This window comes from Sulfitobacter sp. 1A10359, assembly GCF_043558145.1.
Lineage (GTDB): Bacteria > Pseudomonadota > Alphaproteobacteria > Rhodobacterales > Rhodobacteraceae > Sulfitobacter > Sulfitobacter faviae.
Genome location: NZ_JBIFGB010000003.1, coordinates 45,951 through 69,824 on the forward strand (window position 1 = coordinate 45,951; position 23,874 = coordinate 69,824).

A 23,874-nucleotide genomic window follows, 5' to 3' on the forward strand; every position below is an offset into this window, starting at 1 on the left:
ACGCGCCTGATCGGCAGACTAAACACCCCGCGCCCACCTCAAGAGGCGACAAAAGCAGGTCAACTGCATCACCTGCCCCACCGTGAAAAGTGGGGATCCGCGATGGCCCGGCCAACGCACCAACAGAGAGGAAAATCATGGAATTTTTGACACGCACCGGAAAACCGCTGCCGCAATCCGTGCTGACATCAGCCGAGAACGCCAAGAAAGACCCCGTCAGCAGACGCGAGTTTCTGGCGATTGCGAGCGCCTTCGGGGCCACGTCCGCCACAGCCTACGGGATGCTTGGCATGGCCGCGCCTGCGCGTGCGGCGGCCCATGCCAACCTCAAGGAAGGCGGCACCGTGCGGATGCAGATGGAGGTGCGTGCCCTGAAAGACCCGCGCACCTTTGACTGGTCGCAGATCGCCAACTTCAGCCGCGGCTGGCTGGAATACCTCGCCATCTGGGAGAATGACGGCACCTTCACCCCCGGCCTGCTGGAAAGTTGGGAGATTAACGACGACGCCACCGAATACACGCTGAACGTCCGCAAGGGCGTGACATGGAACGACGGCACCGCCTTCACCGCGCAGGACGTGGCGCGCAACATCGAAGGCTGGTGCGACAAGTCGCTCGAAGGCAACTCCATGGCGGGCCGTTTCGCCACACTGGTGGATGAGGAAACCGGCAAGGCCATCGAAGGCGCGATCGAGGTGGTGGACGACCACACCGTCAAGCTCACGCTGCCCAAATCCGACATCACGCTGATCCCCGGCATGGCCGACTACCCCGCCGCGATCACGCCCGAAGGGTTCGACCCCGACACAATGCTCGAAAACCCGAAAGGCACCGGCCCCTACCTGCCCGAGTCGCTCGAAGTTGGCGTCAAAAGCGTGCTGGTGAAGAACCCCGATCACACATGGTGGGGCACTGAGGTCTTCGGCGGGCCCTATATCGACCGTTTGGAATATATCGACTACGGCACTGATCCTTCCGCATGGATCGCCGCAGCCGAGGCCGAAGAGGTTGACGCTTTCTACTCCATGGAAGGCGAATATATCGACGTGATGAGCACGCTGGACGGCTGGGTCGAGAATGAAATCGCCACAGCGGCGACCATCGTGATCCGCCCCAACCAACTGGCCGAAGTCGACGGCATGAAACCCTATGAAGACAAGCGCGTGCGCAACGCGCTGCAACTCGCGGTCGACAATGCCGTGCTGCTGGAACTCGGCTACGCCGGGCGCGGCCTCGTCGCCGAGAACCACCACGTCGGCCCGATGCATCCCGAATACGCTGAAGTCGAGCCGCCCAAGACCGACCCTGAAGCCGCCCGCGCGCTGATGGAAGAGGCGGGCATGGCAGATTACGAGCATGAACTCTTCTCGATCGACGATGCATGGCGCAAAGACACCACCGATGCCGTGGCAGCCCAGCTGCGTGACGCGGGCATCAAGGTCAAACGCACCATCCTGCCCGGCTCCACCTTCTGGAACGACTGGGTGAAATATCCCTTCTCCTCCACCAACTGGAACGCGCGGCCTCTGGGCGTGCAGATCTGGGCGCTGGCCTATCGCTCGGGCGAGGCGTGGAACGAGTTCGGCTATGCCAGCCCCGAGTTCGACGCCCTGCTGTCAGAGGCGCTGGCCACGGCGGATGTCGAAGCGCGCCGCGAGATCATGGCCAAGGGTGAGAAGATGCTGCAAGACGATGGCGTCACGATCCAGCCCTACTGGCGCTCGCTCTACAACCACACCCGCGAGGGGCTGGTGGGTGCCGCGCATCACATCGGGTTCGAATATCACCCGGCGCGGATGGCTTGGGCGGAAGAATGATCTGCCGCTAGCTAGACACGCGAAAGGGCCGCAGCGATGCGGCCCTTTTTCTTTGCGCGGCACCGGCGTTAACCGCCGATCAACTCTTTCGCCATCATCATATGCACGCCCTTCTCACGGTTCACCGTCTGGGTGATCCGCAGATCACCGGCCAGCGAACAGAGCACATAGGCATCCTCGCGGCTGATCCCCGCGCGTGCAGACACCAATGCGATCATGTCGCGCAGGGCCATCTCCGCGCAGCGGTCGAGGTCGGGGGCCATGCCCATGGTAATCACATGGCTCGGCGTTTCGGCCTGCGGATAGCTGACTGTGCGGTCCTTCAACACGGTCAGACGGAAACGCCCCTGTAGTGCCGTCTCAATCGCCGTGACGCAGACCTCCCCATCGCCCTGCGCGCCATGCCCGTCCCCGCAGGAAAACAGCGCCCCTTCGTTGAAGACCGGCAGGTAAAGCGTGCTGCCCGCCCCCAGTTCCTTGTTGTCCAGATTGCCCCCATGTTTGCGCGGCTCGATGGTGGCGATCCGGCCCCATTCGGGCGGCGGCGCCACGGCCATCACGCCAAAGAACGGGGCCAAGGGCAGTTCCAGCCCCCAAGGCAGCCGGGCGACGCCCCGCTCTGCATCCAGCGGGATGTTGCTGTGATAGGTCTCGGGGAAATCCTGCGGCAGCGTGCCCGCCAAGGGGCGGATGAAGTTATACCCCCAGTCCTGCCGCAGCGCGACATCGAGGATTTCGACCTTCAGCACATCGCCGGGCATCGCACCTTCGACGGCGACCGGCCCGGTCAGGATATGGCCCGGCATCGGCGGCGGGCCTGCCTTGTGGATGTCGTAGAGTTCGGGTGGGACGTGGAAGCCCTCGGGCGGCAGGCAATTGGGCGCGCCAGAGACGGTGTTGATTATCACCTCTTCGCCGCTTTGGATGGTCAGCGCAGGCGGGCGGCTGGCCTCGAAATAGCCCCAATGGCAGGTCTCGGGCGAAGATTGCAGCGTGGCGGTCATGACTGCACCCCCCGGTTGGCCAAGATGCCTTCGATCAGTTCTTGCACCCGCAGCGCTTCCTCTGGTGTCGCCAGACGGCTGGTCTTGCCCGCCATCAGCAGCGCCATATCATCGAGTTGCGCCTTAAGGCTGGTCGCCCGGGTGTCGGCGGGGACGTCGCTGGTCGGCGCGAAATCCTCCCCGGTCGAGACGGTGTCGATAGAGAATTCCGAGATGCGACGGCTGGCCTTCGCGCCTTTCACCGTCACCTCCTGCCGGTCCGGCTGCGCGCCGCCGACAGAACCGAGGATCGAAACCGGCAAGCCCTCGGCATTGACCAGCCGCGCCGCAACATGGGTCTCGCAGAGCTTGTCGTCAGGGTATTCCGCATGAGCCCATTGCAGGGTCAGTGGCCCCAACACCCGCTCGCTCAAGAACAGGAAATGCGAGATCACCTCGCGCGTCATGCCCCCCTCAGCGGCAAAGCGCAGCCAATCGGCATCCACCTGCCACGCGCGGGGCCATGCCGGATAGGTCACGATGATGTCGATGCCGCAAAGATCGCCAAGCGCGCCCTCTTCGATCGACCGCGTCAGATCGGTCAGCGCCGCCCCCGCCGCTTGGGTAAAGTTGACCGCCGCCGGAACGCCCGCGGCCTGCAACTCGGCCACCAAGGCGCGGCTCTCGGCAATGTCCACGCCAAGCGGTTTTTCGAGGAAGATCGCCTTACCCGCCGCCGCGGCCTCAAGCGCATAGGCTTTGCGCGGCACCGGGGGGCAGGCGAGATAGACGAGATCGACATCGGCCATCGCCTCGGACGCCGTGGCGGAGACAACCGCCTCCGGCGCGGCCTCTTGCGCGGCGGCACAGGCGGCGGGGTCGGGATCCCACATGGTGGTGACCGTGAAGTCAGGGTGCAGCACCATGTTCTCGGCCATGCGCCGCCCCATGATCCCTAATCCGATTACCGCAGTCCTGATCGTCATCTTCGTCTCCCTCAATGTGCTGCGCGATAAGACGCTGCAATCGGGGGAACTTCAACTGCGCGCGGCGCAATTGCCTCAGGCGAGGTCGGCGCGGACCAAAGGTTTGATCACACGAGCCAGTTCTTCGGGCGCGGATTGGCTTTTGAACACATCCGCGATGGTAAAGACGCAGGTGAAAGACCCTTCGAAACAGAGCACCCCGTTCTGCCGCGCCTTCATGCCGAAGGTGATGGATTTGTTGCCAAGCCGGGTCGGATAGGTTTCGCACATCAGCTTGTGCCGCGGGGTGACCGGGCTGCGGAAATCCATCGACAGGTTGACGAAAGGCGTGCCGATATTGCGGTCGATCTGAAGCTGGAACCAGCCGTCACCGTCGAAATGGGCCTCCCACCACGCGTTGATCGCATCCAGCGCGAAATAGGGCAGCCGCGCGGTATAGGCGATCTGCGCCGGGTCACAATCGCCCCAAGTGACATTGATCTCGTGAACGAAGTTATCCGTGGTCATAAGGCTGCTTTCATCTGCTCAAACCCGCGCGGGGCATGGGCTATCTTCTATCCCTTCCAGCCCCATGCGCAACCCAAGCGCGGAGCACACGCAGCAGCGCAGACGCCGGATGTTCATCTGAAACAAAGGGGGGATAATGGTGGCGTTACCTGGATTTGAACCAGGGACCTAACGATTATGAGTCGTTCGCTCTAACCAACTGAGCTATAACGCCGTGGCGCGTCGGATAAGGCAGCTTGGCATTGGGGTCAAGGGCGAAATCTGGATGATTTCACTTTTGCCGCAGAAAACTGCTGCCCGCCCTCAATGCGCGGGGGCCGAGACCACATCGAGCAGCGTGCGCCCGCCGTCGATGGTCATGATCTCGCCCGTCATGAAGCCCGAACTTTCAGCGGCGAGGAATTGCACCGCCTCGCAAAGCTCGTTCGGCCCGGCGATCCGGCCAAGCGGCGTATGCGCGCGGATGTCGTCGCGCCAGTCGCGGTTTTCGGCCACGGCAGCGCGCAGGGACGCGCTCATCACCGAACCGAAAGAGATCGCATTCACCCGTATCCGATGCGGCGCCAGCACCAGCGCCAGAGAGCGGGTCATCTGCTGCACCGCCGCCGAGGCGATGGCGTAGCCCATCATATCCGGCTGGTGGCGCTGTGCCGCGATAGAGCTGAGGTTGATGATCGACCCCACCTGCCCCTCCGTCTGGCCCTCGGCCTGTTTGATCATCCGCCGCGCCACCTGCTGCGACAATTGCAGCGCCGTCATCAGGTTTTGCTGCAACAGCGTCTCGACCGAGCCGTCTTCCACATCCAGCGGATCGGTCGGCATCACCTGCCGCGAGGCATTCACGAGGATATCGACCTGATCATAGGCGTCGATCGTGGCCGAGACGAGGTTGGCGATGGTCAGCCGCTGACGCAGATCACCGGCAAAGACGCGGATATTGCCGTCGTCCGGCGTGTCGCCCAGCTCTTCCATCAGCTTTTTCTCGTTGGAATCGGCGCACATCACATTGGCGCCCCGGTCGGCCAGATGCCGCGCGATGGCAAGGCCGATCCCGTCCGCCGCGCCGGTGATGATGGCTGTTTTACCAGAGATCGAGAATGACATCGGGATACCCCCTTTTGGCTCAGCGGCGCCGGGTCAGCGGGCGTGTGGCGTGGAACAGTTTGAACCGCGCATCGCCTCCAAGCTCGGCCACCTGAGCAAAGCGTTTCTTCAGTTCCGCCTCATAGGGCAGATGCCGGTTGGCCACCATCCACAGATCGCCCTGCCCCGAAAGGATCCGCGCGGCCGCGGCGACAAAGGCCTGACCGATCTGCGGCTCAGCGGCGCGGCCTGTGTGGAAAGGCGGGTTCATCACCACGGTATCCATCCGGTGCGGGGGCTGCCATTCGGTGGCATCCTCCCAATGGAACACGGCGCGGTCGTCGGTCACGTTATGGCGCGCGCATTCCAGCGCCATATGCCCGGCCTCGACCAAATGCACCGTCTTCACCTTGGGCCGCGTCAGGATATGCGCCGAAAGGAACCCCCAGCCCGCCCCCAGATCGGCCACTTCAGCCCCGAGGTTATCAGGCAGCACATCCACCAAAAGCGCCGAGGCCAGATCGACCCCATCGGCAGAGAACACCCCCGGCGCGGTCCAAAAGCCGCCTTCGGTCTGGGCCGGACCAGCCTCCCAATCGGTGAAAAAATCGCTCGCGCCCGCGTCGATCCAGTAAAGCTTGCCATGCGCCTTGGAGATCGGCCCCTGCACCGTCACCCGCGCCCGCATCTCGCGCAGGATGGAATCCGCGCCATCGGTCTTTTGCCCATCGACCACCACCGGCCCATCGCTTACGGCGCAAGCTTGGGCGACCAAGGCGCGGGCCTCATGTTTGGCACGCGGAAGACAGACGATGGCCGCAGCATAGCGCCCCTCGATCGAATGCGCCGCCTCATAGCCCCGCGCCGTCCACGCGTCATAGGCAGGTTTGAAATCGTGAATGATCTTGCAACGCTCAGGCGGAAGACCGGCCAAATCCGCATCCACGGGGGGCTGAAAGACAGCGATCACCCCAGTTTCGGGCAGGTCTAGCCCACCGCCGTTCAGGGCCAGTTCCAGTCGCGGATCAATCACGTGTTATTCTTCTTTTTCCATGGTGCATTGCAGCGGATGCTGGTGACGCCGGGCAAAATCCATCACCTGCGCCACTTTCGTCTCCGCGATCTCGTGGCTAAAGACGCCAACCACGGCCAGCCCCTTCTTGTGAACCGTCAACATGATCTCGAACGCCTGCGCGTGGTTCAGGCCAAAGAAACGCTCCAAGACATGCACCACGAATTCCATCGGGGTGAAATCGTCGTTCAGCAACATCACCTTGTAGAGCGGCGGGCGTTTGGTCTTGGGGCGGGTCTTGGTCAGCAACTCGCTGTCGTCGTCATCCTTGGGGCCGTCGGCCATCATCCACGCGCCCGGCGCGGACCGGCCTGCGGGCTGGATCGTCCAATCTGCTTTCACGTCGTCACGGTGCATTGCTGCTCCTGCGGCTGGGGGTAGAGCTTGTTCGTCGTGCAGCCGTCTATATAACCCCTGAACCAATTTAGGAAAGAGGCAGCACATATGGGCGGGGCACTCACCACCATCGGTTTCGATGCGGATGACACATTGTGGCATAATGAACGCTACTTTGCACTCTCTCACGACCGTTTTGCAGCCCTTCTCGCCGAACATAGTGAACGCGACCACCTGATGGCCCGGCTGCTGGAGGCCGAACGGCGGAATCTGCCGCATTACGGCTATGGGATCAAAGGCTTCACCCTGTCGATGATCGAGACCGCGATCGAGGTAACCGAGGGCAAAGTCCCCGCCGAGGTGATCAACGATCTGCTCGCCGCCGGGCGTGACATGCTGGACCATCCCATCGAATTGCTGCCCCATGTCGAAGACGTGCTGGAAAACCTACGCGGCGACTACCGGCTCATCGTGGTGACCAAAGGCGACCTGCTGGACCAAGAGCGCAAACTGGCCCAATCGGGCCTGCGCGATAGGTTCGACGCGGTCGAAATCGTCTCTCACAAGACCGAAACCGCCTATCGCCACATTTTTGAGCAGCATGGCCAAGGTGCCGAACGGGGGCTGATGGTTGGCAACTCGATGGCCTCCGACGTGCGCCCGATGATCGCGGCAGGCGGCTGGGGCGTCTATGTGCCTCACGACCTCACATGGGCAATGGAACATGCCGAAGCGCCAACCAATTCCCCCCGTTTTGCCCAGATCAGCGACCTCTCAGGCCTCCCGGAGACAGTGAAAAAGATCGTGTCGGGGTGACTCGGCCCCGCGCCTGAGTCGTTCTGACACATCGCCGAAAATGCCGCACTGCCGGCCAATTTCCGCCCAATTCTTGCCTTATTCGCGCTTATAGTGGGTTGATGTGCGCAAGCCTCTACATATTGGAGGAGAGATCCGCCCCTTTTTCCCCTGTTCACTGGATTCGACGGCTTCCGCGATGCGGCGTCCTATGCTAGCCTTGAACCAATTAATAAATGGTCAGCCAGAAATCGGCGACCTGAGGCAGTAAAAGGCAGGCAAATATGAAGGCTCGGCGCATTCAGCCGGCCCGTTACGGGCTATTTCTATTCGCAGCACTCTGGGTTCTGGTTCTCCTGCCCCTCAGCGCGATCGCTGCCCCCTACGCCGCCTATGTCATCGACGCCCGCACCGGCAAAGAAATCCACGCCGAGAATGCCGATACCCGCCTGCACCCGGCTTCGCTGACCAAGATGATGACCCTCTATATCGCCTTCCAAGCGGTGGAACGGGGGGAAATCTCTCTCGATACCCAAGTGACGATCTCGAAAAACGCGGCCTCCGAGCCGCCCAGCAAATTGGGCATGCGCCCGGGCCAAAAGATCGCCCTACGCTATCTCATCCGCGCCGCCGCCGTGAAATCCGCCAATGATGCCGCCACCGCGATCGGCGAGGCCATTGGCGGTTCTGAGGCCGCCTTCGCCCGCCGGATGAACCGCACCGCCAAACAGCTTGGCATGACGCGCACCACGTTCAAAAACATGCACGGGCTGACCGAGAGCGGCCACCTCTCCACCGCCCGCGACATGACCCGCATGGGCCGCCACCTGCTCTATGATTACCCGCAATACTACAACCTCTTCTCGCGCATCACCGCCGATGCGGGCGTGCGCAAGGTCTCCCATACGAATCGCCGGTTTCTGGGATCCTACAAAGGGGCAGACGGCATCAAGACCGGCTACACCCGCGCCGCTGGCTTCAACCTCACCGCCTCGGCCGAACGGGGCAATGAGCGCATCATCGTGACCGTCTTCGGCGGCAAATCCACCGCCTCGCGCAACGCCAAAGTGGCCGAGCTTATGGACCTCGGCTTCCGCCGCGCGCCCTCCTCCGCGCCGCTGCGCAAACCGGTCCCGCCCGTCTACGCCGATGTGGAAACCGCCCCCGGCGCCGCAGGCAAAACGATCCGCCTCGTCGGCGCCGTCACCACCTCCAAACGCCCGCAACTGCGCCCCCGCAGCGATGTCGTCGTCGTGGCCACCGCCGCCGCGCCCGAGGCAACCAGCGTGGTCTCCAACAGCGATATCACAGCAGCGCTGCGCGAAGCGGTTGAGACGCCACCAACCCCGCCCGCCGCCGCGCCCACCCCAGAGGCCAATGAGGCCGAGGTCGTCATCGCCGCCGCCAAAGCCTCCCCCCGCCCCGAACCGCGCCCCCAGGATGTGAAGCTGGCGGTACAACAGGCGGTAGAGCAAGAGATCGTGACCCGCGTCTCCACCTCCGGCGGGCGCCACTGGGGCGTGAACGTGGGCCGTTTCCCCAGCCGCTACGCCGCCGAGAAGGTCCTGCTGAAAACCGCCCTGGCCGAAATGTCGACCCTCGATGGCACGCTGCGCAAAGTGGTGCGCCGCCCACAAGGCTTTGACGCGAACTTCCTCGGCATGTCCCGCGAAAGCGCCGACCTCGCCTGCCGCCGTCTGGCCGCGCGTAACGTCAGCTGCTTCATGATCGGCCCCAGCGAAGGCTAAACCACCACCGGGCGGCCAAAGCGCCACCAAATCAACTTCATCCTTTAAAAAATACCGCGGGGGAATCGCGCCCCCGGCGCGATGGGGGCAGCGCCCCCTACCCTCTCCGCAAATGCAACGCCCGCTTACCCTGCCGCCTGCAACAGGCTCCGCGTGTATTCCGTCTGCGGATTGTCATAAAGCGCGTCGACGTCCCCATATTCCACCACGTCACCGCGTTTCATCACCATCACCTTGTGCGACATGGCCCGCACCACCTTCAGGTCGTGACTGATGAAGAGATAGGCCAGCCCGTATTTCGCCTGCAAATCTCGCAGAAGATCGACGATCTGCACCTGCACGGTCATGTCCAATGCCGAGGTCGGCTCGTCCAGCACCAAGAGCTTCGGGCGCAGCACCATGGCGCGGGCGATGGCGATGCGCTGGCGTTGTCCGCCGGAGAACTCATGCGGGTAGCGGTCCATCGTCGCGGGGTCGAGCCCGACCTCGGTCATCACCTCGGCGACCAACTCGCGCTTGTCGCGCCCCTTGTCGATCTTGTGGATCGCAAGCCCCTCACTGATGATCTGGAAACAGGTCATCCGCGGGCTGAGCGAGCCGAAGGGGTCCTGAAAGACGATCTGCATGTCGGCGCGCAGCCGGCGCAGCTTCTTGGTCGACCATTTGCGCAGGTCCTCACCGCGGAAGGTCACCTCCCCTTCCGAGCCGATGAGCCGCATGATCGCCAGCGCCGCCGTGGTCTTGCCCGAGCCGCTTTCGCCGACGATGCCCAGGGTCTCGCCCGCGCGGATCGACAGGCTGGTGTCGTTGACGGCCTTCACATGGCCCACGGTCCGGCGCAGCAGGCCCTTCTGGATCGGGAACCAGACCTTGAGGTTGTCGGTGCGCAGCACTTCGGGCGCATCTTCGGCCACGGGCGCGGGCGCACCGGTGGGCTCGGCGCCGAGCAGTTTGCGCGTGTAGGGGTGCTGCGGATTGTCGAAAATCTCCGCCGTCGGGCCTTCCTCGACCACCAGCCCCTTCTGCATGACGAAAACCCGGTCGGCGATGCGCCGCACGATGCCGAGGTCATGGGTGATGAACAAAAGCCCCATGCCCATCTCGTCTTTCAGATCCTTCAACAGGTCGAGGATTTGGGCCTGAATGGTCACGTCGAGCGCCGTCGTCGGCTCGTCCGCGATCAGGATGTCGGGCTTGTTGGCCAGTGCCATGGCGATCATCACCCGCTGCCGCTGCCCCCCCGAAAGCTGGTGCGGATAGGCATCCATGCGGCTTTCGGCGTCGTTGATGCCGACTTGCTGGAGCAGTTCCAGCACCCGCGCCCGCGCCGCCTGACCTTGCAGCCCCTGATGCAACGCCAGCGATTCCGCCAGTTGCTTCTCGATCGTGTGGAGCGGGTTGAGCGAGGTCATCGGCTCTTGGAAGATGAAGGAGATGTCGTTGCCGCGCACGTCGCGCAGCAGCTTGTCGTCGGCGCCGATCATCTGCTGGCCGTTGTAGGTGACCGACCCGCTCACCTCAGCGCTTTCGCCCAGCAGCGACACGGTCGACAGTGCCGAGACCGACTTGCCCGAGCCGCTTTCGCCCACCAGCGCCACCGTCTCGCCACGGTTCACGGCAAAGCTCACCCCGCGCACCGCCGGGATCAGCTGCCCGTCCTGCCGGAAGGAGACTTGCAGGTCTTTGACGTCCAACAATGCAGTCACGAGAAGGTCTTTCTGGGGTCGAATGCGTCGCGGATGCCCTCGAAGATGAAGACCAGAAGCGACAGCATGATGGCAAAGGTGAAGAAGGCCGAGAAGGCGAGCCACGGCGCCTGAAGGTTCTGCTTGGCCTGCAGCGTCAACTCACCCAGCGAGGGGGCCGAGGACGGCAGGCCGAAGCCAAGGAAGTCGAGCGTCGCCAGCGTGGAGATCGTGCCGGTGATGATGAAGGGCAGCATGGTCAGCGTCGCCACCATGGCGTTGGGCAGCATGTGGCGCAGCATGATCGTGCCGTTGCCAACGCCAAGCGCCCGGGCCGCCCGCACGTATTCGAGGTTGCGGGCACGCAGGAACTCGGCCCGCACCACGCCCACCAACGCGGTCCATGAGAACAGCACCAAAAGCACGACCAGAAGCCAGAAACTTCGGCCCAGAATGGCGAACATGATGATGATGACGTAGAGCGACGGGGTCGAGGACCAGATCTCGATGATGCGCTGGAAAATGAGGTCGAGCCAGCCGCCGAAGAACCCCTGCACCGCGCCCGCGAGGATACCGATGAGCGAGGCCGCCCCGGTCACGATCAGGGTAAAGACCACCGACAGGCGGAAACCATGGATCACGCGGGCCATGACGTCGCGCTTGGTGCCGTCGGTCCCCAGCCAGTTCTGCCCGTTGGGCGGCAGGGGTGCGGCACCGGGGCGGTCCACGGCGGTGTCGTAGGAATAGGGAATGACGGGCCAGAGCGCCCAGCCTGTCTCGATCGCCTCGCCTTCGACCTCGCCATCCTCGGCGTCGAGGATGTAACCCTCAGGATCGTCGAAACAAAGGTCCAGCCCGCCGGTGGCGATAAGACACTGCACCTCCGGATCGCGGTAGGCGGCCTCGGTCTGGAAGTCGCCGCCGAAGGCGGTCTCGGGGTAGAAGTTGAAGATCGGCGTGTAATATTCGCCACGGTAGCTGACGAGGATCGGCTTGTCGTTCGCCACGAACTCGGCCAGCAGCGAGATGCCGAACAGGATCGCGAAGATCCACAGCGACCAATAGGCGCGCCGGTTCGCGGTGAAATTGCGCCAACGGCGCTGGTTCAGCGGAGACAGCGCCATCAGCCTTCCCTCTTCTCGAAGTCGATGCGCGGGTCGACGAGCACATACATCAGGTCAGACAGGATGCCGACGACCAGCCCGATCAGGCCGAAGATGAAGAGCGTGCCAAAGACGATCGGATAGTCCCGCGCCACTGCCGCCTCAAAGCCCAAGCGCCCAAGGCCGTCGAGGCTAAAGATCGTCTCAATGATGATCGACCCGCCGAAAAAGACCGAGATGAAGACCGCCGGGAAACTGGCGATCACGATCAGCATCGCGTTGCGAAAGACATGACCGTAGAGAACCTTGCTCTCGGACAGACCCTTGGCGCGGGCGGTGATGACATACTGCTTCTTTATCTCGTCGAGAAAGCTGTTCTTCGTCAGAAGCGTCAGCGTGGCGAAGGCCGAGATCGTAGAGGCCAGCACCGGCAGGGTGATGTGCCAGAAATAATCAGCCACCTTGCCCAAGGGGCTCAGACTGTCGAAATTATCCGAAGTCAGGCCGCGCAGCGGGAAGATCTGCCAGTAAGAGCCGCCGGCGAAGAGCACCAATAGCAGGATCGCGAAGAGAAACCCGGGGATCGCATAGGCCGCGATGATCGCCCCTGAGGTCCAGGTATCGAACCTACTGCCGTCGCGCACCGCCTTGCGGATGCCCAGCGGGATCGAGACCAGATGCGCGATTAGCGTCGACCAGAGCCCAAGCGTGATCGACACCGGCAGCTTTTCCTTGATCAGATCGATCACGCTGATGGCGCGGAAATAGCTTTCGCCGAAATCGAGCCGCATGTAGTTCCAAAGCATGTGAAAGAACCGCTCCACCGGGGGTTTGTCGAAGCCGAATTCCTTCTCCAACTCCTCGATCAACTCGGGCGGCAAGCCGCGCGCGCCGACATAGGTGCTGTCGGACCCGCGCGCCATGGTGTCGACGCCCGCATCGTTGTTGCCCCCGGCAAAGCCGCCGAAGACGTCACCGCCACCCTGAATACGGGCAATGGCCTGCTCAACCGGGCCACCGGGCACGAATTGCACCAGCGCGAAGTTGACCAGCATGATGCCGAACAAGGTCGGGATCACCAGCAAAAGCCGTCGGAGAATATAGGCACCCATGTGGAGGCCTTACCGCAAGGCGCCCGAGGCGCGCAACTGCTGGGCGGCCTCTTCGTCGTACCACCAGAAATCGAGGTATCCCAAGGCGTAGGGCGGGATCTCGGGGTGGTCGTAGTGGTCGTAATAGGCCACCCAGTAGCTGTCGTTGTACCACGTCGGGATCATGAAGAACTCGTGCCGCAGCGCCCGGTCGAGGGCCATGAGGGCGGCGTCTTCCTCCTCGGCGGTCTCTGCATCGAGCGATGCCTCGATGATCGCGTCCACCAAGGGGCTCGCGAGCCCTGCCGGGTTGAAGAGCGAGAACTCCGCCGCCTCCGAGCCATAGCGCTGTGCCAGACCGGTGCCGGTGCTGAGGAAGGCCGCATAGGCGTCATAGATCATGTCGTAGTCGCGGTCGCGTTCGCGGGCGGTGTATTGCGAGCTGTCCACCTTCTCGAGCCGGGCGTCGATGCCGATGGAGGTGAGGTTGCCGACGAAGTTCTCGATCACTGCTGAGATCGTCGGCGACCCGGCGGAGTTCATCAGGAAATTCAGCCGCAGGGGCTCGCCTGCCTCGTTCACGCGCATGCCGTTCTGCACGGTCCAGCCGGCCTCTTCCAGCAGCTTGGAGGCGCGGCGCGCGTTGCGACGGTCCAATAGGCGCGCGGGGTCGGAGCTATGCGGCACCACGGCGGGCTCGTTCAGCAACGCGTCCGGCACCAGATCGCCGAGGCTTTCCAGAAGCGCCAGCTCGGCCCCCTCGGGCGCGCCCTGCGCCATCAGCGGCGTATCCTGCGTGAAGGAGGCGCGGTGGTTGAACAGCCCGTATTGCAGCGACTCGTTGGTCCACTCGAAGTTGAACATCAGCGCCACGGCCTCGCGTACGCGGCGGTCCTGCAGCGTCTCGCGGCCCAAGTTGAAGATGATGCCCGAAGGCGTGGGCGGCGAGCCGTCGGGCAGTTCGGCCTTCACGATGGCACCCTCACTCACCTTGGAGAAGTCATAGCCCGTGGCCCATTTCTTGGAATCCCCCTCGGCGCGGAAGGTGTATTCGCCAGCCTTGAAGGCCTCGAAAGCCGAGGTGTCGTCGCTGAAGATTTCCAACCGGATGCGGTCGAAGTTCATGCGGCCGCGGTTGATCGGCAAGTCCTTCCCCCAGTAGTCCGGGTTGCGTTTCAGCACGATACGCTTGGTCAGGTCGACGCTTTCGACCATATAGGCGCCCGATCCGGGGGGCGGGTCCATCCAGCTGTCCTTGAGGGTATTACCGGTCTCCTCGAACCAATGTTGCGGCCATGCGGGCACGCCGCCCACCGTCTCGATCAGGCTGCGGCGCGAGATGCCGTCGGCGAAGTAGAACTTCACCGTGTGATCATCCAACGCCTCGACCTTGGGAATGCGCTTGCGCACCGCGTCGGCGTAGGACTTCAGCCCCTCGTCCAGCAGCAGGTTGTGCGAAAATACGATGTCATGCGCCGTCACCGGCGTGCCGTCCGAGAAGCGCGCCTCGGGGCGCATGTGGAAGGTGACCCAAGACTTGTCCTCGGGGTATTCGAGGCTTTCGCAGAGCAGGCAGTAACTCTCGCCATAGACATCCGCCGGCAGCGGCTCACCCGAGGGCGCCTCCCCCAGCAGGCTCTCGAAACCGAAGATCGAGAACAGATGCGCGCGGCCCTTGCCAGAATAGGGGTTCATCGAATCCAGCGTACCGACGAAGGGGATCGAGATTTCCCCGCCCTTGGGCGCATCCGGGTTCACGTAGTCGAAATGCTCGAAATCCGCCGGATAGGTCAGATCGCCGTAGAAGGAATAACCGTGGCTTTTGATGATCTTCTGCTCCTGTGCCGCGGCGGCACCGGCCAGCAGGGCCGCCACCATCAGCGTCAGCGTCGCGAGCCAGAGCGGCAGGTCATCAAGGACCGAAGGACGGGTCGCGGCGCGGGTCTGGGCACGGGGCATAGGTCACTCCTTGGCGTGGCGTAGTCCGGATAGGCGTCATCTAGGCTAACGCTGTGCGACGCCAAGATACAAGTTGCGAATATGTAAGGTTGCCCCGCACGGGCGGTCCACCGCAAAGCATGCCCCGTGGATTGGCGGCTTCCCCCGCCCCCGCTCGCGACAAAGTGTAGCCCGCTGCCCCTGTATCTTCGCGGCCCGGCCCGTTTCTCGCCCTAAAGTTAACAGATTCTTCACTCAGGTTAACGATGCGTAAACTGGAGCTGAGCATGAGAACCTACCCGATTCCCTTTAACGAAGAAGCCCGTCTGCGCGCCGTTTTCGATGTGCCCGGCCTCACGGCCGAGAACGAAGCACTGTTCGACACCATTTGCGAGGCCACGCGCCGCCTGCTTGACTGTCCGATCGCGCATATCAGCGTCGTAGAGGCAGATACCCAATGGTACAAATCCGTGGTCGGCTACCCGCTGGGGCCGATGCCGAAAGATACCGGGTTTTGCAGCCATACAATCATGTCGGACGCGCCGCTGGTGGTGCCCGACCTCAGCAAAGACCCCCGGTTCGCGCGTCACCCCATGGTCGCCGAGGGCGGCCCCGCGGCGCGCTATTACTGCGGTGTGCCGCTGATCCTGTCGTCGGGCCACCGCTTTGGAAGCCTGTGCGCGCTGGACCTGCAACCGCATGAGGCGCCCTCTGAGAAGCAGATCGCCCTATTGGAAGATATGGGCCGCATGGTGGTCGCGGCCCTTGAACGCTGCCAGCCGGACGCGTCCGAGCAAAAGGCCGACAACAGCGCCGAAGCCACTTTCCTGACGCTGGTGGGCCACGAACTCCGCACTCCGCTGACGGTTCTTTTCGGCAGCCTGCGCATGTTGGAGGCCAAGGCCGAACAGGGGGTCAATCCGCTACTGATCCGCTCGGCCCGCCGGTCTGTCGACCATCTGAGCGCCCTGATCGAGACGATCATTTCCTACAGCAATGTCAGCACCGGCGAGCTGCGCCTGAACGAGCGGAAATGCAACCTGAGCGACCTTCTGCAATCGGTTTCTGCCCTGCATTTCGCCACCACGGATGCGACGGCCAAGACCATCACGCTGCGCGACAGCCTCCCGCTTGAAGAGATGCATATCGACGGCGACCAGATCGAATTGGCGGTGACGGCGCTGGTTTTGAACTCCGTCCTGCATGGCGGCAGTGAGATCGCCTTAGAGACGTTCAAAGACGCCGAGGGCAATATCGAGATTTCGATCGTCGACAACGGCTCATTCGATGAGCACGTCGATCTGGCCGAGCTTTACAAACCCTTCGTCGTCGGCGGCATGATGGAGCACCGCAGCACCAAGGGCGGGCTCGGCCTTGGCCTGCCGCTGACCCGTAAGCTGATCGAAATGCACGGTGGGGATTTCGAGGTGCATGTGGAAGCGGGCCAAAGCCGCGCCGTGATCCGCCTGCCCGCTTGGCGCTGCGACATCGGCGGGATTGCCGCCGCGAATGCCACCGCCCCGGTGATCGCCGCTCAGTAAAGTCGAAACGGGGCGCGTACTGTGCCGCGCCCCGCCTTCGATCACTGCCCGTCGACCATGCGGATCAGCGCGTTGATCTCATCCGCCAGCACGCCGGGGTGATCCTCCGGCGTGAAATGCTTGCCCCCTTCGATCCGTCGCAGGGGGGCATTCAGGTCTTTCGCCAACCGCTCGCCATATTCGATCTTTTGGAAGTCATCCGCAGCACCCCAGACGATCCGCGCGGGGATGTTGAGGGTGGGCAGCTTGTCCGCGATGGCTTTCGTGTCTTCCACGTCCAGCGACTGCGCCTGCCGGACAAAGGCTTCGGCCTCTCCGTGCTGCGCGTAATGCGGGGCGTGGGCGTCAAAGGCCGCTTCGGCGGCGGCGTCGGTCTCATGCCCCTTCGAGAACATCATCTTCAGCAACTGGTGGAATGAGCCATCGGGCGCATGTTTCGCCACGCCGCCGGTCTTGGCCACCGCGCTGACCAGCGGAACGGGCCACGAATCATAGCTGATCGCATTGGTCAAAAGCAGCCCGCTGATCATCTCAGGGTGACGCACCGCCGCGATCTGCGCGACCCCGCCACCGAGGTCATGCGCCGCGAGGATCGCGCGCGTGATGCCCTGATCGCGCATCCAAGCGACCAGATAGTCCGCCTGTTTGGCGACCGAGATATCGCGCCCCTCGCCCTGCGGGATCGAGGCCCCATAGCCCGGCATCTCCCAAGCGAGCACCCGACGGCCCGTGAGCTTGGGCGCGACATCCCGCCAAAGCGCGGGGCATGTGGGAATACCGTGAAGCAGGATGACAGGATCCCCCGCCCCCGTCTCTTCCCACCGCATTTCGATTCCATCGACCGTGGTTCTGTGGCTTTGCATGGCGCGTCTCCTTTCGGTGTGGACGTTTCATGGCCCAACACCTGCACGGATAAGACGTTCCGCCCCGCCCAAACGCAAAAGCCGCCCCCGAGGGCGGCTTTCTCTCACGCGATGGCGCGGGATATCAGTTGGAAACGCTTTGCAGGTAAGCGATCACGTCGGCGCGGTCTTCGACCTTACGCAGACCGGCGAAGCCCATGGTGGTGCCGGGCGCGTAGCCTTTGGGGCTTTCCAAGAAGGCGCTCAGCTCTTCCGGGGTCCAATCCCCTTCAAGCGAGGTCAGCGCGCCGGAATAGCCAAAACCATCAACCGAGGCGATATCGCGACCGACGACACCGTCGAGGTGCGGACCAACAGCGTTGGACCCGTCAACCTTGTGGCAAGCGGCGCATTTGCGGAACACTTTCGACCCGCTGTCGGCATCGGCTTCGGCCATCACGGCTGCAAAATCGATCTCTTCGCCGCCATCGTCACCACCGGCGTCAGCCACTTCGATGACATAGGACGCTTCCCCATGTGCATCGGCGTGGTAAATCTCTTCACCCGCCCATTTGCCCAGCAGAAGTACCAACCAGGCGCCGAATACGCCGGCTGCGATTTTGGTCAGGGTCATTGTATCGAACATGCGTCAGGGTCCATCACTTGGTATTGGCACCATGGGCGCGCCATGGTTCTTGGCATCGTTGCCCGCGTATCTATTGCTTTCCCTTGGCGCAGGCAAGGTGTAGTTACCGCGACCAATTGCCCTTCTCCGCGCCTTTTGCAGCAGGATACGATCCATGACCGCCCAGACCACGCCGCGCATCGCCTTCCAAGGGGCCCTTGGCGCCTATAGTCACGAGGCCTGCCTTCAGGCCTGCCCCGACATGGAACCGGTGCCCTGCCAATCGTTCGAAGGCGTTATCCGGGCCGTAAACGAGGGCCGCGCCGAGCTGGCCATGCTGCCGGTCGAGAACACGACCTATGGCCGGGTGGCCGATATTCACCGCCTGCTGCCGGAAAGCGGGCTGCATATCATCGGCGAAGCCTTCGTGCGGGTGCGCATCGCCCTGATGGCCCGCCCCGGCGTGGCATTGGAAGACATCAAACATGTCCGCGCGCATCTGGTGCTTTTGCCGCAGGCACGCAGCTTTTTGCAGCAACATGGCATCACCTCCGAACCCGCCGCCGATTCCGCCGGGGCCGCCGCCGAACTGGCCGCGACCGAGGGCAGCACCGATGGCGTTCTCGCAGGCGAGGTCGCGGCAGAGATCAACGGCCTCACCGTGCTGGCCCGCGATATTGAGGATATGGACCATAACACCACTCGCTTTTTGCTGATGGCGCCTAAGATCGACCTTTCGCGCCGGGCCGAGCGGATGCTGACCACCTTCGTCTTCGAGGTGCGCAACATTCCCGCCGCGCTATATAAGGCGATGGGGGGCTTTGCGACCAATGGCGTCAACATGACCAAACTGGAAAGCTATATGGTCGGCGGCTCCTTCACCGCAACGCAGTTCTACGCCGATATCGAAGGCCATCCCGAAGACCCGGCGGTGAAACGCGCGCTGGATGAACTGGGGTATTTCACCAACAAGCTGGAAATTCTCGGCGCCTACCCCGCCCATCCCGGCCGGGGCGCGCCGACCGGGATGTAAGTCTGGCCGCGCGGGCTTAGACCTTGACGCCGCCCGCGTAGCGCTCTTCCATCCCACGGGCATATTCCGCCACGCGATCTTTGTATTTCTTGGTCAATGTCGTCTTGGCCAGTTTCAGCGATTGCACCCAAAGCCGTGCCGACAGGGTCAGCGGTTTTACCTCAAGCGCCACCAAGACACGCGTGCTGTTGCGCGACAGGGGCATCAATTCAAAGGACATCTGCCCCGCCAACCCCTGCGACATGCTGTCGATCACCATCTCGTTGGGCCGGTCGAAGGTCACCATCTCTAGCGTCAACTCGCGCCGCTTTCCGCGCAGGGGGAAGACCGCCTTCCATGTCATCCCAACGCCGGGCTGATGCAGGGCATCGGCGCGCTGCACCTCGGCCCCGCGCCGCATCGCCGCCCGCTCAAAGCTCTCAAAATCGCACAACATGTCAAAGACCGCCTCAATCGGCGCTTCGACGTCTTCTTTGGTGGAGAATTTCATTCGGTCCGTTCCAATTCTTCTGCTCGCATTTGCCACCCGCGCCGCTTTGTCCGGGCCCGTCAGCGCGGTGTGTCAGGTCAGTCTATCCGCAAGCCAGTTTTCCAGCAAGAAATGCGCGATGGCACCGCGGCGGGCAGGCAGAAGCCGCGGGTGGCTTCCGGCAAAGACCTCCATCATCTCTTCGCGGGTAACCCAAAGCGCGTCTTCGATCTCAACCGGGTCGATGGTCAACTCCCGGTTCAGCGCCTGCCCCGCACAGCCCAGCATGAGGGACGCCGGAAAGGGCCATGGCTGGCTGGAGAGGTAGCTCACCGCGCCGACCTGCACGCCCGCTTCCTCAAACACCTCCCGCCGCACGGCGGCCTCTACCGTTTCGCCCGGCTCGACAAAGCCAGCAAGCAGCGAATACATCCCCTCGGGCCAACCCGGGGAACGGCCCATGAGCACGGAATTGCCGTGGGTGATCAGCATGATGACCACCGGATCGGTGCGCGGGAAATGCGCGCTGCCGCAGTCGGGGCAGACCCGCTGCCAGCCACCTTGGGCCAGATCGGTGGCACTGCCACAGCGCGCGCAATGGCGGTGGGTCTCATGCCAGCCAAGGATCGCCTTGCCGCTGGCGGCCAGTTCGGCATCGCGCGGATCAAGCCATGTCATCACCCGCCGCAATTCGGCAAAGGCCATGTCATCGCCCAAAAGCGGATGGCGCTGTTCGCTGGGGTCAAGGAACGCGCCCAGTTGCGATTGATCCAGATCGGCGGGTTCCCAGTCAGAGATATCCACGGCAAAGCGCGGCGCCCCATCCTCGCGCCCCAGCAAGATCGCCGTGCCTTCGGCCTCTTGCAAGACGGGGTGATCCATCGCCAATCGCGCCAAAGCGGCGGGGCATTCGGGCGCGATCAGCGGCTTGCCGCGCCAAAAGACCACCGCCCGCGCCGCCGGGTCGGCACGCAACTGCGCCAAGGCTTCCGGATTGCCGCGTATCTCCCCCGCCCGATCAAGGGCCGAGCCTCCAAAGGTTACCGTCTCCGCGTGACGCATGGCGCTCTCCCGATACAGGCCCGATACAGGCTTTTGGCGTTTTGCCCAGCCATGCCACGGCACATGCGAGATTGGCAATCCCAAGCCCCCTTGCCAGATCGGTTGAAATCTGGTCATATCAAAACATCTTTAAGTTGCAAAATTTAACGAGTACTTACCTTTTCGGTGAACAGGCGCAGCACATATGCCTCGACCGGTGTCGTTCCCCCTGAGGGTGGCATCCCGGCCAAGCCACGTCTGCGCATTCTGGCCACGACGGACCTGCATATGCAGATCGTGGGGCATGACTATGTGGGCGACCGTTCGGTGGGGCATCACGGGCTGGCCGGAATCGCCACCTTGATCCGCACCGCCCGGGCAGAGGCGGCGGAACAGGGGGCCGCCTGTATCCTGCTCGACAATGGCGATCTGTTGCAGGGCAATGCCTTGGGCGATCAACTGGCGCAGATGCCGGTCACCCAAACGCATCCGCTTGTCGCCTGTGTGAACCATCTGCATTATGATGGTCTGGGCCTTGGCAATCACGACCTCGACCATGGGCTGCCTTATCTGCGCGCCGTGGCCGGGGCGCTGGACATGCCGCTGATCTCGACCAATCTGCATTTGACCGACCCCGGCCCGCTGCGCCGTTGGGCCGTCGTCTCTTGCCTGCTGCCTGCCGTTGCGGGGCATCCCTCTTCTCGGCTGCGGGTGGGCCTGCTTTCCGTCCTGCCGGGCCGAACCGCGATCTGGAACCGCGAGGTTTTGGAGAATGAGGCCGAGATCATTTGCCCGTTCGAAAGCCTGCGCAGCGCCGCACTAACGCTGCGGGCAGAGGGGGCCGATCTGACCGTGCTGCTGGCCCATATGGGTATCGCCCATGAAGGTGAAATCACCACCGAGGAAGACATCTGCACTTTGGCCCAGATCGACGGGATCGACGCGGTGATCACCGGCCACACCCATCTTCGTTTTCCCGGAGAGGACCACGGCCCGCGCGAGGGGGTCGATACGCAGGCCGGCACGCTGTCCGACCGTCCGGCGGCGATGCCGGGCTTTGGGGGGTCCGATTTGGCGGTGCTGGATCTGGCTCTTGAACGGGATGCGCAGGGGCGCTGGACGGTGTCGGGCCATCAAAGCCACCTGCGCGACAACAGCACACAAACGCTGGCCGATCCCACGGTGCTGAGCGCAGCACGGGTCAGCCACATCGGCGTGCGGAGGCATCTGGAGGAGGTGGTCGGCCATACCGACACCGCGCTGCACAACTACTTTGCCCTCGCCATGCCCACCCCCATCGACGCGCTGAGCGCCCGCGCGCAGGCCGAGGTGATCCGCCAAGGGGTCGCGGGCACGGCGGATAGCGAACTCCCGATCCTCGCCGCCACGGCGGCGCATACGGCAGGCGGGCGCGGCGGGCCGGGGCATTTCCTGCATATCCCGCCCGGCGCGGTGCAACGCCGCCATATCGCCGGGCTGCTTCCCTATCAAAACGCGGTCTGGGCGCTGCGCCTCACCGGTGCCGCCCTGCGACGGCGTTTGGAAAAAGCGGCAGAGGTGTTTGCCCCGCTCGACAGCACCCCCGGCCCGCTACTCGACCCCTGCCGCCCGCCATTTCACTGCGACACGATTTTTGGCGTTACCTACGCCATTGACCCCTGCCGCCCCCGCGGCAGACGGATCACTGCGCTGTCACGGCAAGGGGCACCGGTGAGGCCGGACCAAAAGTTTCTACTCGCGACCAACCAGTTCCGCGCGGCAGGCGGCGGCGGGTTTGACCGCGCGGCGGGGGATGACGTCGCCCTGCGCAGCCCGCTTCCGCTGTCGGACGCGCTGATTGCCGCTCTCGCTACGCCGCAGCCGTGTCCATGGTCCGATGCGCTGCCATGGCGCTTCGATGCGGCGGGGGCGCAGGCGGTTCTCTTTACCTCGCCCGAGGCCCTGCCCTTCTTGCAAGACATCGCCCATTTGTCGCCCACCCCGCGGGGGATGACCGCCTCGGGCTTCGCCCAAATCGCGATCCGCTTGTGAGGCTTGCACTTCGTTCCATGCCCTCCTATATGGGCCTTGAGAGGTTGGTGCGGGCAAGCGCCTCGCCAACCCGGTCAGATCCGGAAGGAAGCAGCCGTAACGAGCCCCGCTTGGGTCGTTATCAGCCTCTCACCACCGTCGCATTGCGCAGCAATGCAACGCCCCGGCGGTCGCTTCGCAGAAGCGATGAGAGGGGTACCTTCTCTTAATAAATGATGCATTCGATAGGCGAGACGCCCCGCCCGTGGGCACCACGGGCATCGCCTCACAACCGATCCGCCTCAAACGTATCGCAGGCCGCAATCTGGCCACTTTCAAACCCGCGCTCAAACCAACGCGCGCGCTGCTCTGACGTGCCATGGGTGAAAGTATGCGGCTGCGGCACCTGACCGGCCTGTCGCTGCAAATGATCATCCCCGATCATCCGCGCAGCATTCAGCGCCTCTTCAAGGTCACCCTTCTCCATCAAGCCTTCGACGTTCGAGGCCCAGATGCCCGAGAAACAATCGGCCATCAGCTCAAGCCGCACGGTCAGGGCGTTCGCCTCAACCTCGGAAGACTGCTGCCGCATCCGGGCCACCTGCGGCAGAACGCCGATTTCGTTCTGGACATGGTGCGCGACCTCATGGGCAATCACATAGGCAGCCGCAAAATCGCCCCCGGCACCGAGACGTTGGTCCAGCGTGCGGAAAAAGGCGGTATCAAGATAAGCCATATTGTCCGCCGGACAGTAGAACGGCCCCGTCGCGCCCGAGGCCCCGCCGCAGGCGCTTTGCGTCACATTCTCAAAGACCACAAGCTTGGGCGGTGTATAGGTTTCACCCAGTTGTTCTTGGAAAATACGGCTCCAGACCTGCTCGGTCGTGGTGAGCACGCGGGCGGCGAAATCGACCTGCGGGTCTTCGCTGTCACTGAGCGGGCGGGACTGTTGGACTTGACCGCCGCCTTGGCCGGTCAACAGCGGCGTCACGTCGATCCCGGTGAAATAGCCAATCGCCATGACCGCCAAAACGCCGACGAGTCCCAGCCCCCCCGCCTTGCCGGCCCGTCCGCTGCGGCGGATGACATTCTTGCTCCGCCCAATTCCACCCAACCGCATGAACCGTCCCTCGTTATGTCAAAGCCTATTGCCACATGAACGCGCAAGG

Annotated in this window: 21 protein-coding genes, 1 tRNA gene and 1 other RNA gene; 7 read left to right on the top strand and 16 right to left on the bottom strand. The window is 63.4% G+C overall.

Features of this window, described 5'->3' with window-relative positions:
- The first annotated feature begins 137 nt into the window (after positions 1-137).
- Positions 138-1,817: an ABC transporter substrate-binding protein gene (locus ACGYK2_RS08595; protein WP_271688352.1), complete on the top strand. Its 1,680-nt coding sequence runs from the start codon at positions 138-140 to the stop codon at positions 1,815-1,817.
- Between the two features lie 68 nt (positions 1,818-1,885).
- Here ACGYK2_RS08595 and ACGYK2_RS08600 read toward each other — a convergent pair whose 3' ends face one another.
- The 7 genes from ACGYK2_RS08600 to clpS form a co-directional block, all read right to left on the bottom strand.
- Positions 1,886-2,821 (bottom strand): acetamidase/formamidase family protein, encoded by a 936-nt coding sequence (locus ACGYK2_RS08600; RefSeq protein WP_271688353.1) that lies wholly within the window; start codon positions 2,819-2,821, stop codon positions 1,886-1,888.
- The gene (locus ACGYK2_RS08605) at positions 2,818-3,786 is read right to left on the bottom strand and encodes a Gfo/Idh/MocA family protein (RefSeq protein WP_276154334.1); all 969 of its coding nucleotides are present in this window, start codon (positions 3,784-3,786) and stop codon (positions 2,818-2,820) included. The genes ACGYK2_RS08600 and ACGYK2_RS08605 overlap by 4 nt, the downstream gene beginning before the upstream one ends.
- Before the next feature lie 75 nt (positions 3,787-3,861).
- Entirely contained in the window at positions 3,862-4,293 is a 432-nt protein-coding gene (locus ACGYK2_RS08610) for a thioesterase family protein (protein WP_271688355.1), read from the bottom strand.
- Between the two features lie 137 nt (positions 4,294-4,430).
- Positions 4,431-4,507 (bottom strand) — tRNA-Met (locus ACGYK2_RS08615).
- A gap of 89 nt (positions 4,508-4,596) precedes the next feature.
- Positions 4,597-5,397, bottom strand: a complete 801-nt coding sequence (locus tag ACGYK2_RS08620; RefSeq protein WP_067268615.1) for an SDR family NAD(P)-dependent oxidoreductase — start codon at positions 5,395-5,397, stop codon at positions 4,597-4,599.
- Between the two features lie 19 nt (positions 5,398-5,416).
- Entirely contained in the window at positions 5,417-6,409 is a 993-nt protein-coding gene (locus ACGYK2_RS08625) for a class I SAM-dependent methyltransferase (protein ID WP_271688356.1), read from the bottom strand.
- Positions 6,410-6,412: 3 nt separating this feature from the next.
- On the bottom strand, positions 6,413-6,736 hold the full coding sequence (gene clpS / locus ACGYK2_RS08630) for an ATP-dependent Clp protease adapter ClpS (RefSeq protein ID WP_067268646.1): 324 nt from the start codon (positions 6,734-6,736) through the stop codon (positions 6,413-6,415).
- Positions 6,737-6,892: 156 nt separating this feature from the next.
- On the opposite strand from clpS, the gene ACGYK2_RS08635 reads away from it, so the two are divergent.
- Positions 6,893-7,600 (top strand): HAD family hydrolase, encoded by a 708-nt coding sequence (locus ACGYK2_RS08635; protein WP_276155000.1) that lies wholly within the window; start codon positions 6,893-6,895, stop codon positions 7,598-7,600.
- A gap of 263 nt (positions 7,601-7,863) precedes the next feature.
- Positions 7,864-9,327, top strand: a complete 1,464-nt coding sequence (locus ACGYK2_RS08640) for a D-alanyl-D-alanine carboxypeptidase family protein (protein WP_271688357.1) — start codon at positions 7,864-7,866, stop codon at positions 9,325-9,327.
- Positions 9,328-9,452: 125 nt separating this feature from the next.
- Here ACGYK2_RS08640 and ACGYK2_RS08645 read toward each other — a convergent pair whose 3' ends face one another.
- From ACGYK2_RS08645 to ACGYK2_RS08660, 4 genes are read right to left on the bottom strand one after another with little or no spacing between them, the layout of a single operon-like run.
- Positions 9,453-11,033 (bottom strand): ABC transporter ATP-binding protein, encoded by a 1,581-nt coding sequence (locus ACGYK2_RS08645; protein WP_271688358.1) that lies wholly within the window; start codon positions 11,031-11,033, stop codon positions 9,453-9,455.
- Positions 11,030-12,136 (bottom strand): ABC transporter permease, encoded by a 1,107-nt coding sequence (locus tag ACGYK2_RS08650; RefSeq protein WP_271688359.1) that lies wholly within the window; start codon positions 12,134-12,136, stop codon positions 11,030-11,032. Before ACGYK2_RS08650 ends, ACGYK2_RS08645 begins: the two co-directional genes overlap by 4 nt.
- Positions 12,136-13,227 (bottom strand): microcin C ABC transporter permease YejB, encoded by a 1,092-nt coding sequence (locus tag ACGYK2_RS08655; protein ID WP_067268603.1) that lies wholly within the window; start codon positions 13,225-13,227, stop codon positions 12,136-12,138. Before ACGYK2_RS08655 ends, ACGYK2_RS08650 begins: the two co-directional genes overlap by 1 nt.
- 9 nt (positions 13,228-13,236) lie before the next feature.
- Positions 13,237-15,165, bottom strand: a complete 1,929-nt coding sequence (locus ACGYK2_RS08660; RefSeq protein ID WP_394374284.1) for an extracellular solute-binding protein — start codon at positions 15,163-15,165, stop codon at positions 13,237-13,239.
- Positions 15,166-15,431: 266 nt separating this feature from the next.
- Here ACGYK2_RS08660 and ACGYK2_RS08665 point away from each other — a divergent pair, with 266 nt between their 5' ends.
- Complete coding sequence (locus ACGYK2_RS08665; protein WP_271688360.1) at positions 15,432-16,685, top strand: GAF domain-containing sensor histidine kinase; 1,254 nt, start codon at positions 15,432-15,434, stop codon at positions 16,683-16,685.
- 41 nt (positions 16,686-16,726) lie between these two features.
- Here ACGYK2_RS08665 and ACGYK2_RS08670 read toward each other — a convergent pair whose 3' ends face one another.
- Both ACGYK2_RS08670 and ACGYK2_RS08675 read right to left on the bottom strand, forming a co-directional pair.
- Positions 16,727-17,548, bottom strand: a complete 822-nt coding sequence (locus ACGYK2_RS08670; protein WP_271688361.1) for an alpha/beta fold hydrolase — start codon at positions 17,546-17,548, stop codon at positions 16,727-16,729.
- A 124-nt stretch (positions 17,549-17,672) separates the two neighbouring features.
- Complete coding sequence (locus tag ACGYK2_RS08675) at positions 17,673-18,173, bottom strand: cytochrome c family protein (protein WP_271688362.1); 501 nt, start codon at positions 18,171-18,173, stop codon at positions 17,673-17,675.
- Positions 18,174-18,327: 154 nt separating this feature from the next.
- Here ACGYK2_RS08675 and ACGYK2_RS08680 point away from each other — a divergent pair, with 154 nt between their 5' ends.
- Positions 18,328-19,185, top strand: coding sequence for a prephenate dehydratase (locus ACGYK2_RS08680; protein WP_209216552.1), 858 nt, complete (start codon positions 18,328-18,330; stop codon positions 19,183-19,185).
- A gap of 16 nt (positions 19,186-19,201) precedes the next feature.
- Here ACGYK2_RS08680 and ACGYK2_RS08685 read toward each other — a convergent pair whose 3' ends face one another.
- Together ACGYK2_RS08685 and nudC are read right to left on the bottom strand one after the other, a co-directional pair.
- Complete coding sequence (locus ACGYK2_RS08685) at positions 19,202-19,675, bottom strand: SRPBCC family protein (protein ID WP_271688363.1); 474 nt, start codon at positions 19,673-19,675, stop codon at positions 19,202-19,204.
- Between the two features lie 72 nt (positions 19,676-19,747).
- A complete protein-coding gene (gene nudC, locus ACGYK2_RS08690) occupies positions 19,748-20,716 on the bottom strand; it encodes an NAD(+) diphosphatase (RefSeq protein ID WP_271690004.1) in 969 nt (322 codons plus the stop codon).
- Between the two features lie 165 nt (positions 20,717-20,881).
- Here nudC and ACGYK2_RS08695 point away from each other — a divergent pair, with 165 nt between their 5' ends.
- Positions 20,882-22,726 (top strand): 5'-nucleotidase C-terminal domain-containing protein, encoded by a 1,845-nt coding sequence (locus ACGYK2_RS08695; RefSeq protein WP_271688364.1) that lies wholly within the window; start codon positions 20,882-20,884, stop codon positions 22,724-22,726.
- Between the two features lie 37 nt (positions 22,727-22,763).
- Positions 22,764-22,861: signal recognition particle sRNA small type (gene ffs / locus ACGYK2_RS08700), an RNA gene on the top strand.
- 130 nt (positions 22,862-22,991) lie between these two features.
- Here ffs and ACGYK2_RS08705 read toward each other — a convergent pair.
- Positions 22,992-23,825: a neutral zinc metallopeptidase gene (locus tag ACGYK2_RS08705; protein WP_209216555.1), complete on the bottom strand. Its 834-nt coding sequence runs from the start codon at positions 23,823-23,825 to the stop codon at positions 22,992-22,994.
- Between the last annotated feature and the right edge of the window lie 49 nt (positions 23,826-23,874).

Coding starts and splice junctions, on each gene's coding strand:
- ACGYK2_RS08620 (WP_067268615.1), bottom strand. CDS start 5,397: ATGTCATTCTCGATCTCTGGTAAAACAGCCATCATCACCGGCGCGGCG.
- nudC (WP_271690004.1), bottom strand. CDS start 20,716: ATGCGTCACGCGGAGACGGTAACCTTTGGAGGCTCGGCCCTTGATCGG.
- ACGYK2_RS08685 (WP_271688363.1), bottom strand. CDS start 19,675: ATGAAATTCTCCACCAAAGAAGACGTCGAAGCGCCGATTGAGGCGGTC.
- ACGYK2_RS08595 (WP_271688352.1), top strand. CDS start 138: ATGGAATTTTTGACACGCACCGGAAAACCGCTGCCGCAATCCGTGCTG.
- ACGYK2_RS08600 (WP_271688353.1), bottom strand. CDS start 2,821: ATGACCGCCACGCTGCAATCTTCGCCCGAGACCTGCCATTGGGGCTAT.
- ACGYK2_RS08675 (WP_271688362.1), bottom strand. CDS start 18,173: ATGTTCGATACAATGACCCTGACCAAAATCGCAGCCGGCGTATTCGGC.
- ACGYK2_RS08640 (WP_271688357.1), top strand. CDS start 7,864: ATGAAGGCTCGGCGCATTCAGCCGGCCCGTTACGGGCTATTTCTATTC.
- clpS (WP_067268646.1), bottom strand. CDS start 6,736: ATGATGGCCGACGGCCCCAAGGATGACGACGACAGCGAGTTGCTGACC.
- ACGYK2_RS08650 (WP_271688359.1), bottom strand. CDS start 12,136: ATGGCGCTGTCTCCGCTGAACCAGCGCCGTTGGCGCAATTTCACCGCG.
- ACGYK2_RS08610 (WP_271688355.1), bottom strand. CDS start 4,293: ATGACCACGGATAACTTCGTTCACGAGATCAATGTCACTTGGGGCGAT.
- ACGYK2_RS08655 (WP_067268603.1), bottom strand. CDS start 13,227: ATGGGTGCCTATATTCTCCGACGGCTTTTGCTGGTGATCCCGACCTTG.
- ACGYK2_RS08635 (WP_276155000.1), top strand. CDS start 6,893: ATGGGCGGGGCACTCACCACCATCGGTTTCGATGCGGATGACACATTG.
- ACGYK2_RS08705 (WP_209216555.1), bottom strand. CDS start 23,825: ATGCGGTTGGGTGGAATTGGGCGGAGCAAGAATGTCATCCGCCGCAGC.
- ACGYK2_RS08660 (WP_394374284.1), bottom strand. CDS start 15,165: ATGCCCCGTGCCCAGACCCGCGCCGCGACCCGTCCTTCGGTCCTTGAT.
- ACGYK2_RS08665 (WP_271688360.1), top strand. CDS start 15,432: ATGAGAACCTACCCGATTCCCTTTAACGAAGAAGCCCGTCTGCGCGCC.
- ACGYK2_RS08680 (WP_209216552.1), top strand. CDS start 18,328: ATGACCGCCCAGACCACGCCGCGCATCGCCTTCCAAGGGGCCCTTGGC.
- ACGYK2_RS08670 (WP_271688361.1), bottom strand. CDS start 17,548: ATGCAAAGCCACAGAACCACGGTCGATGGAATCGAAATGCGGTGGGAA.
- ACGYK2_RS08605 (WP_276154334.1), bottom strand. CDS start 3,786: ATGACGATCAGGACTGCGGTAATCGGATTAGGGATCATGGGGCGGCGC.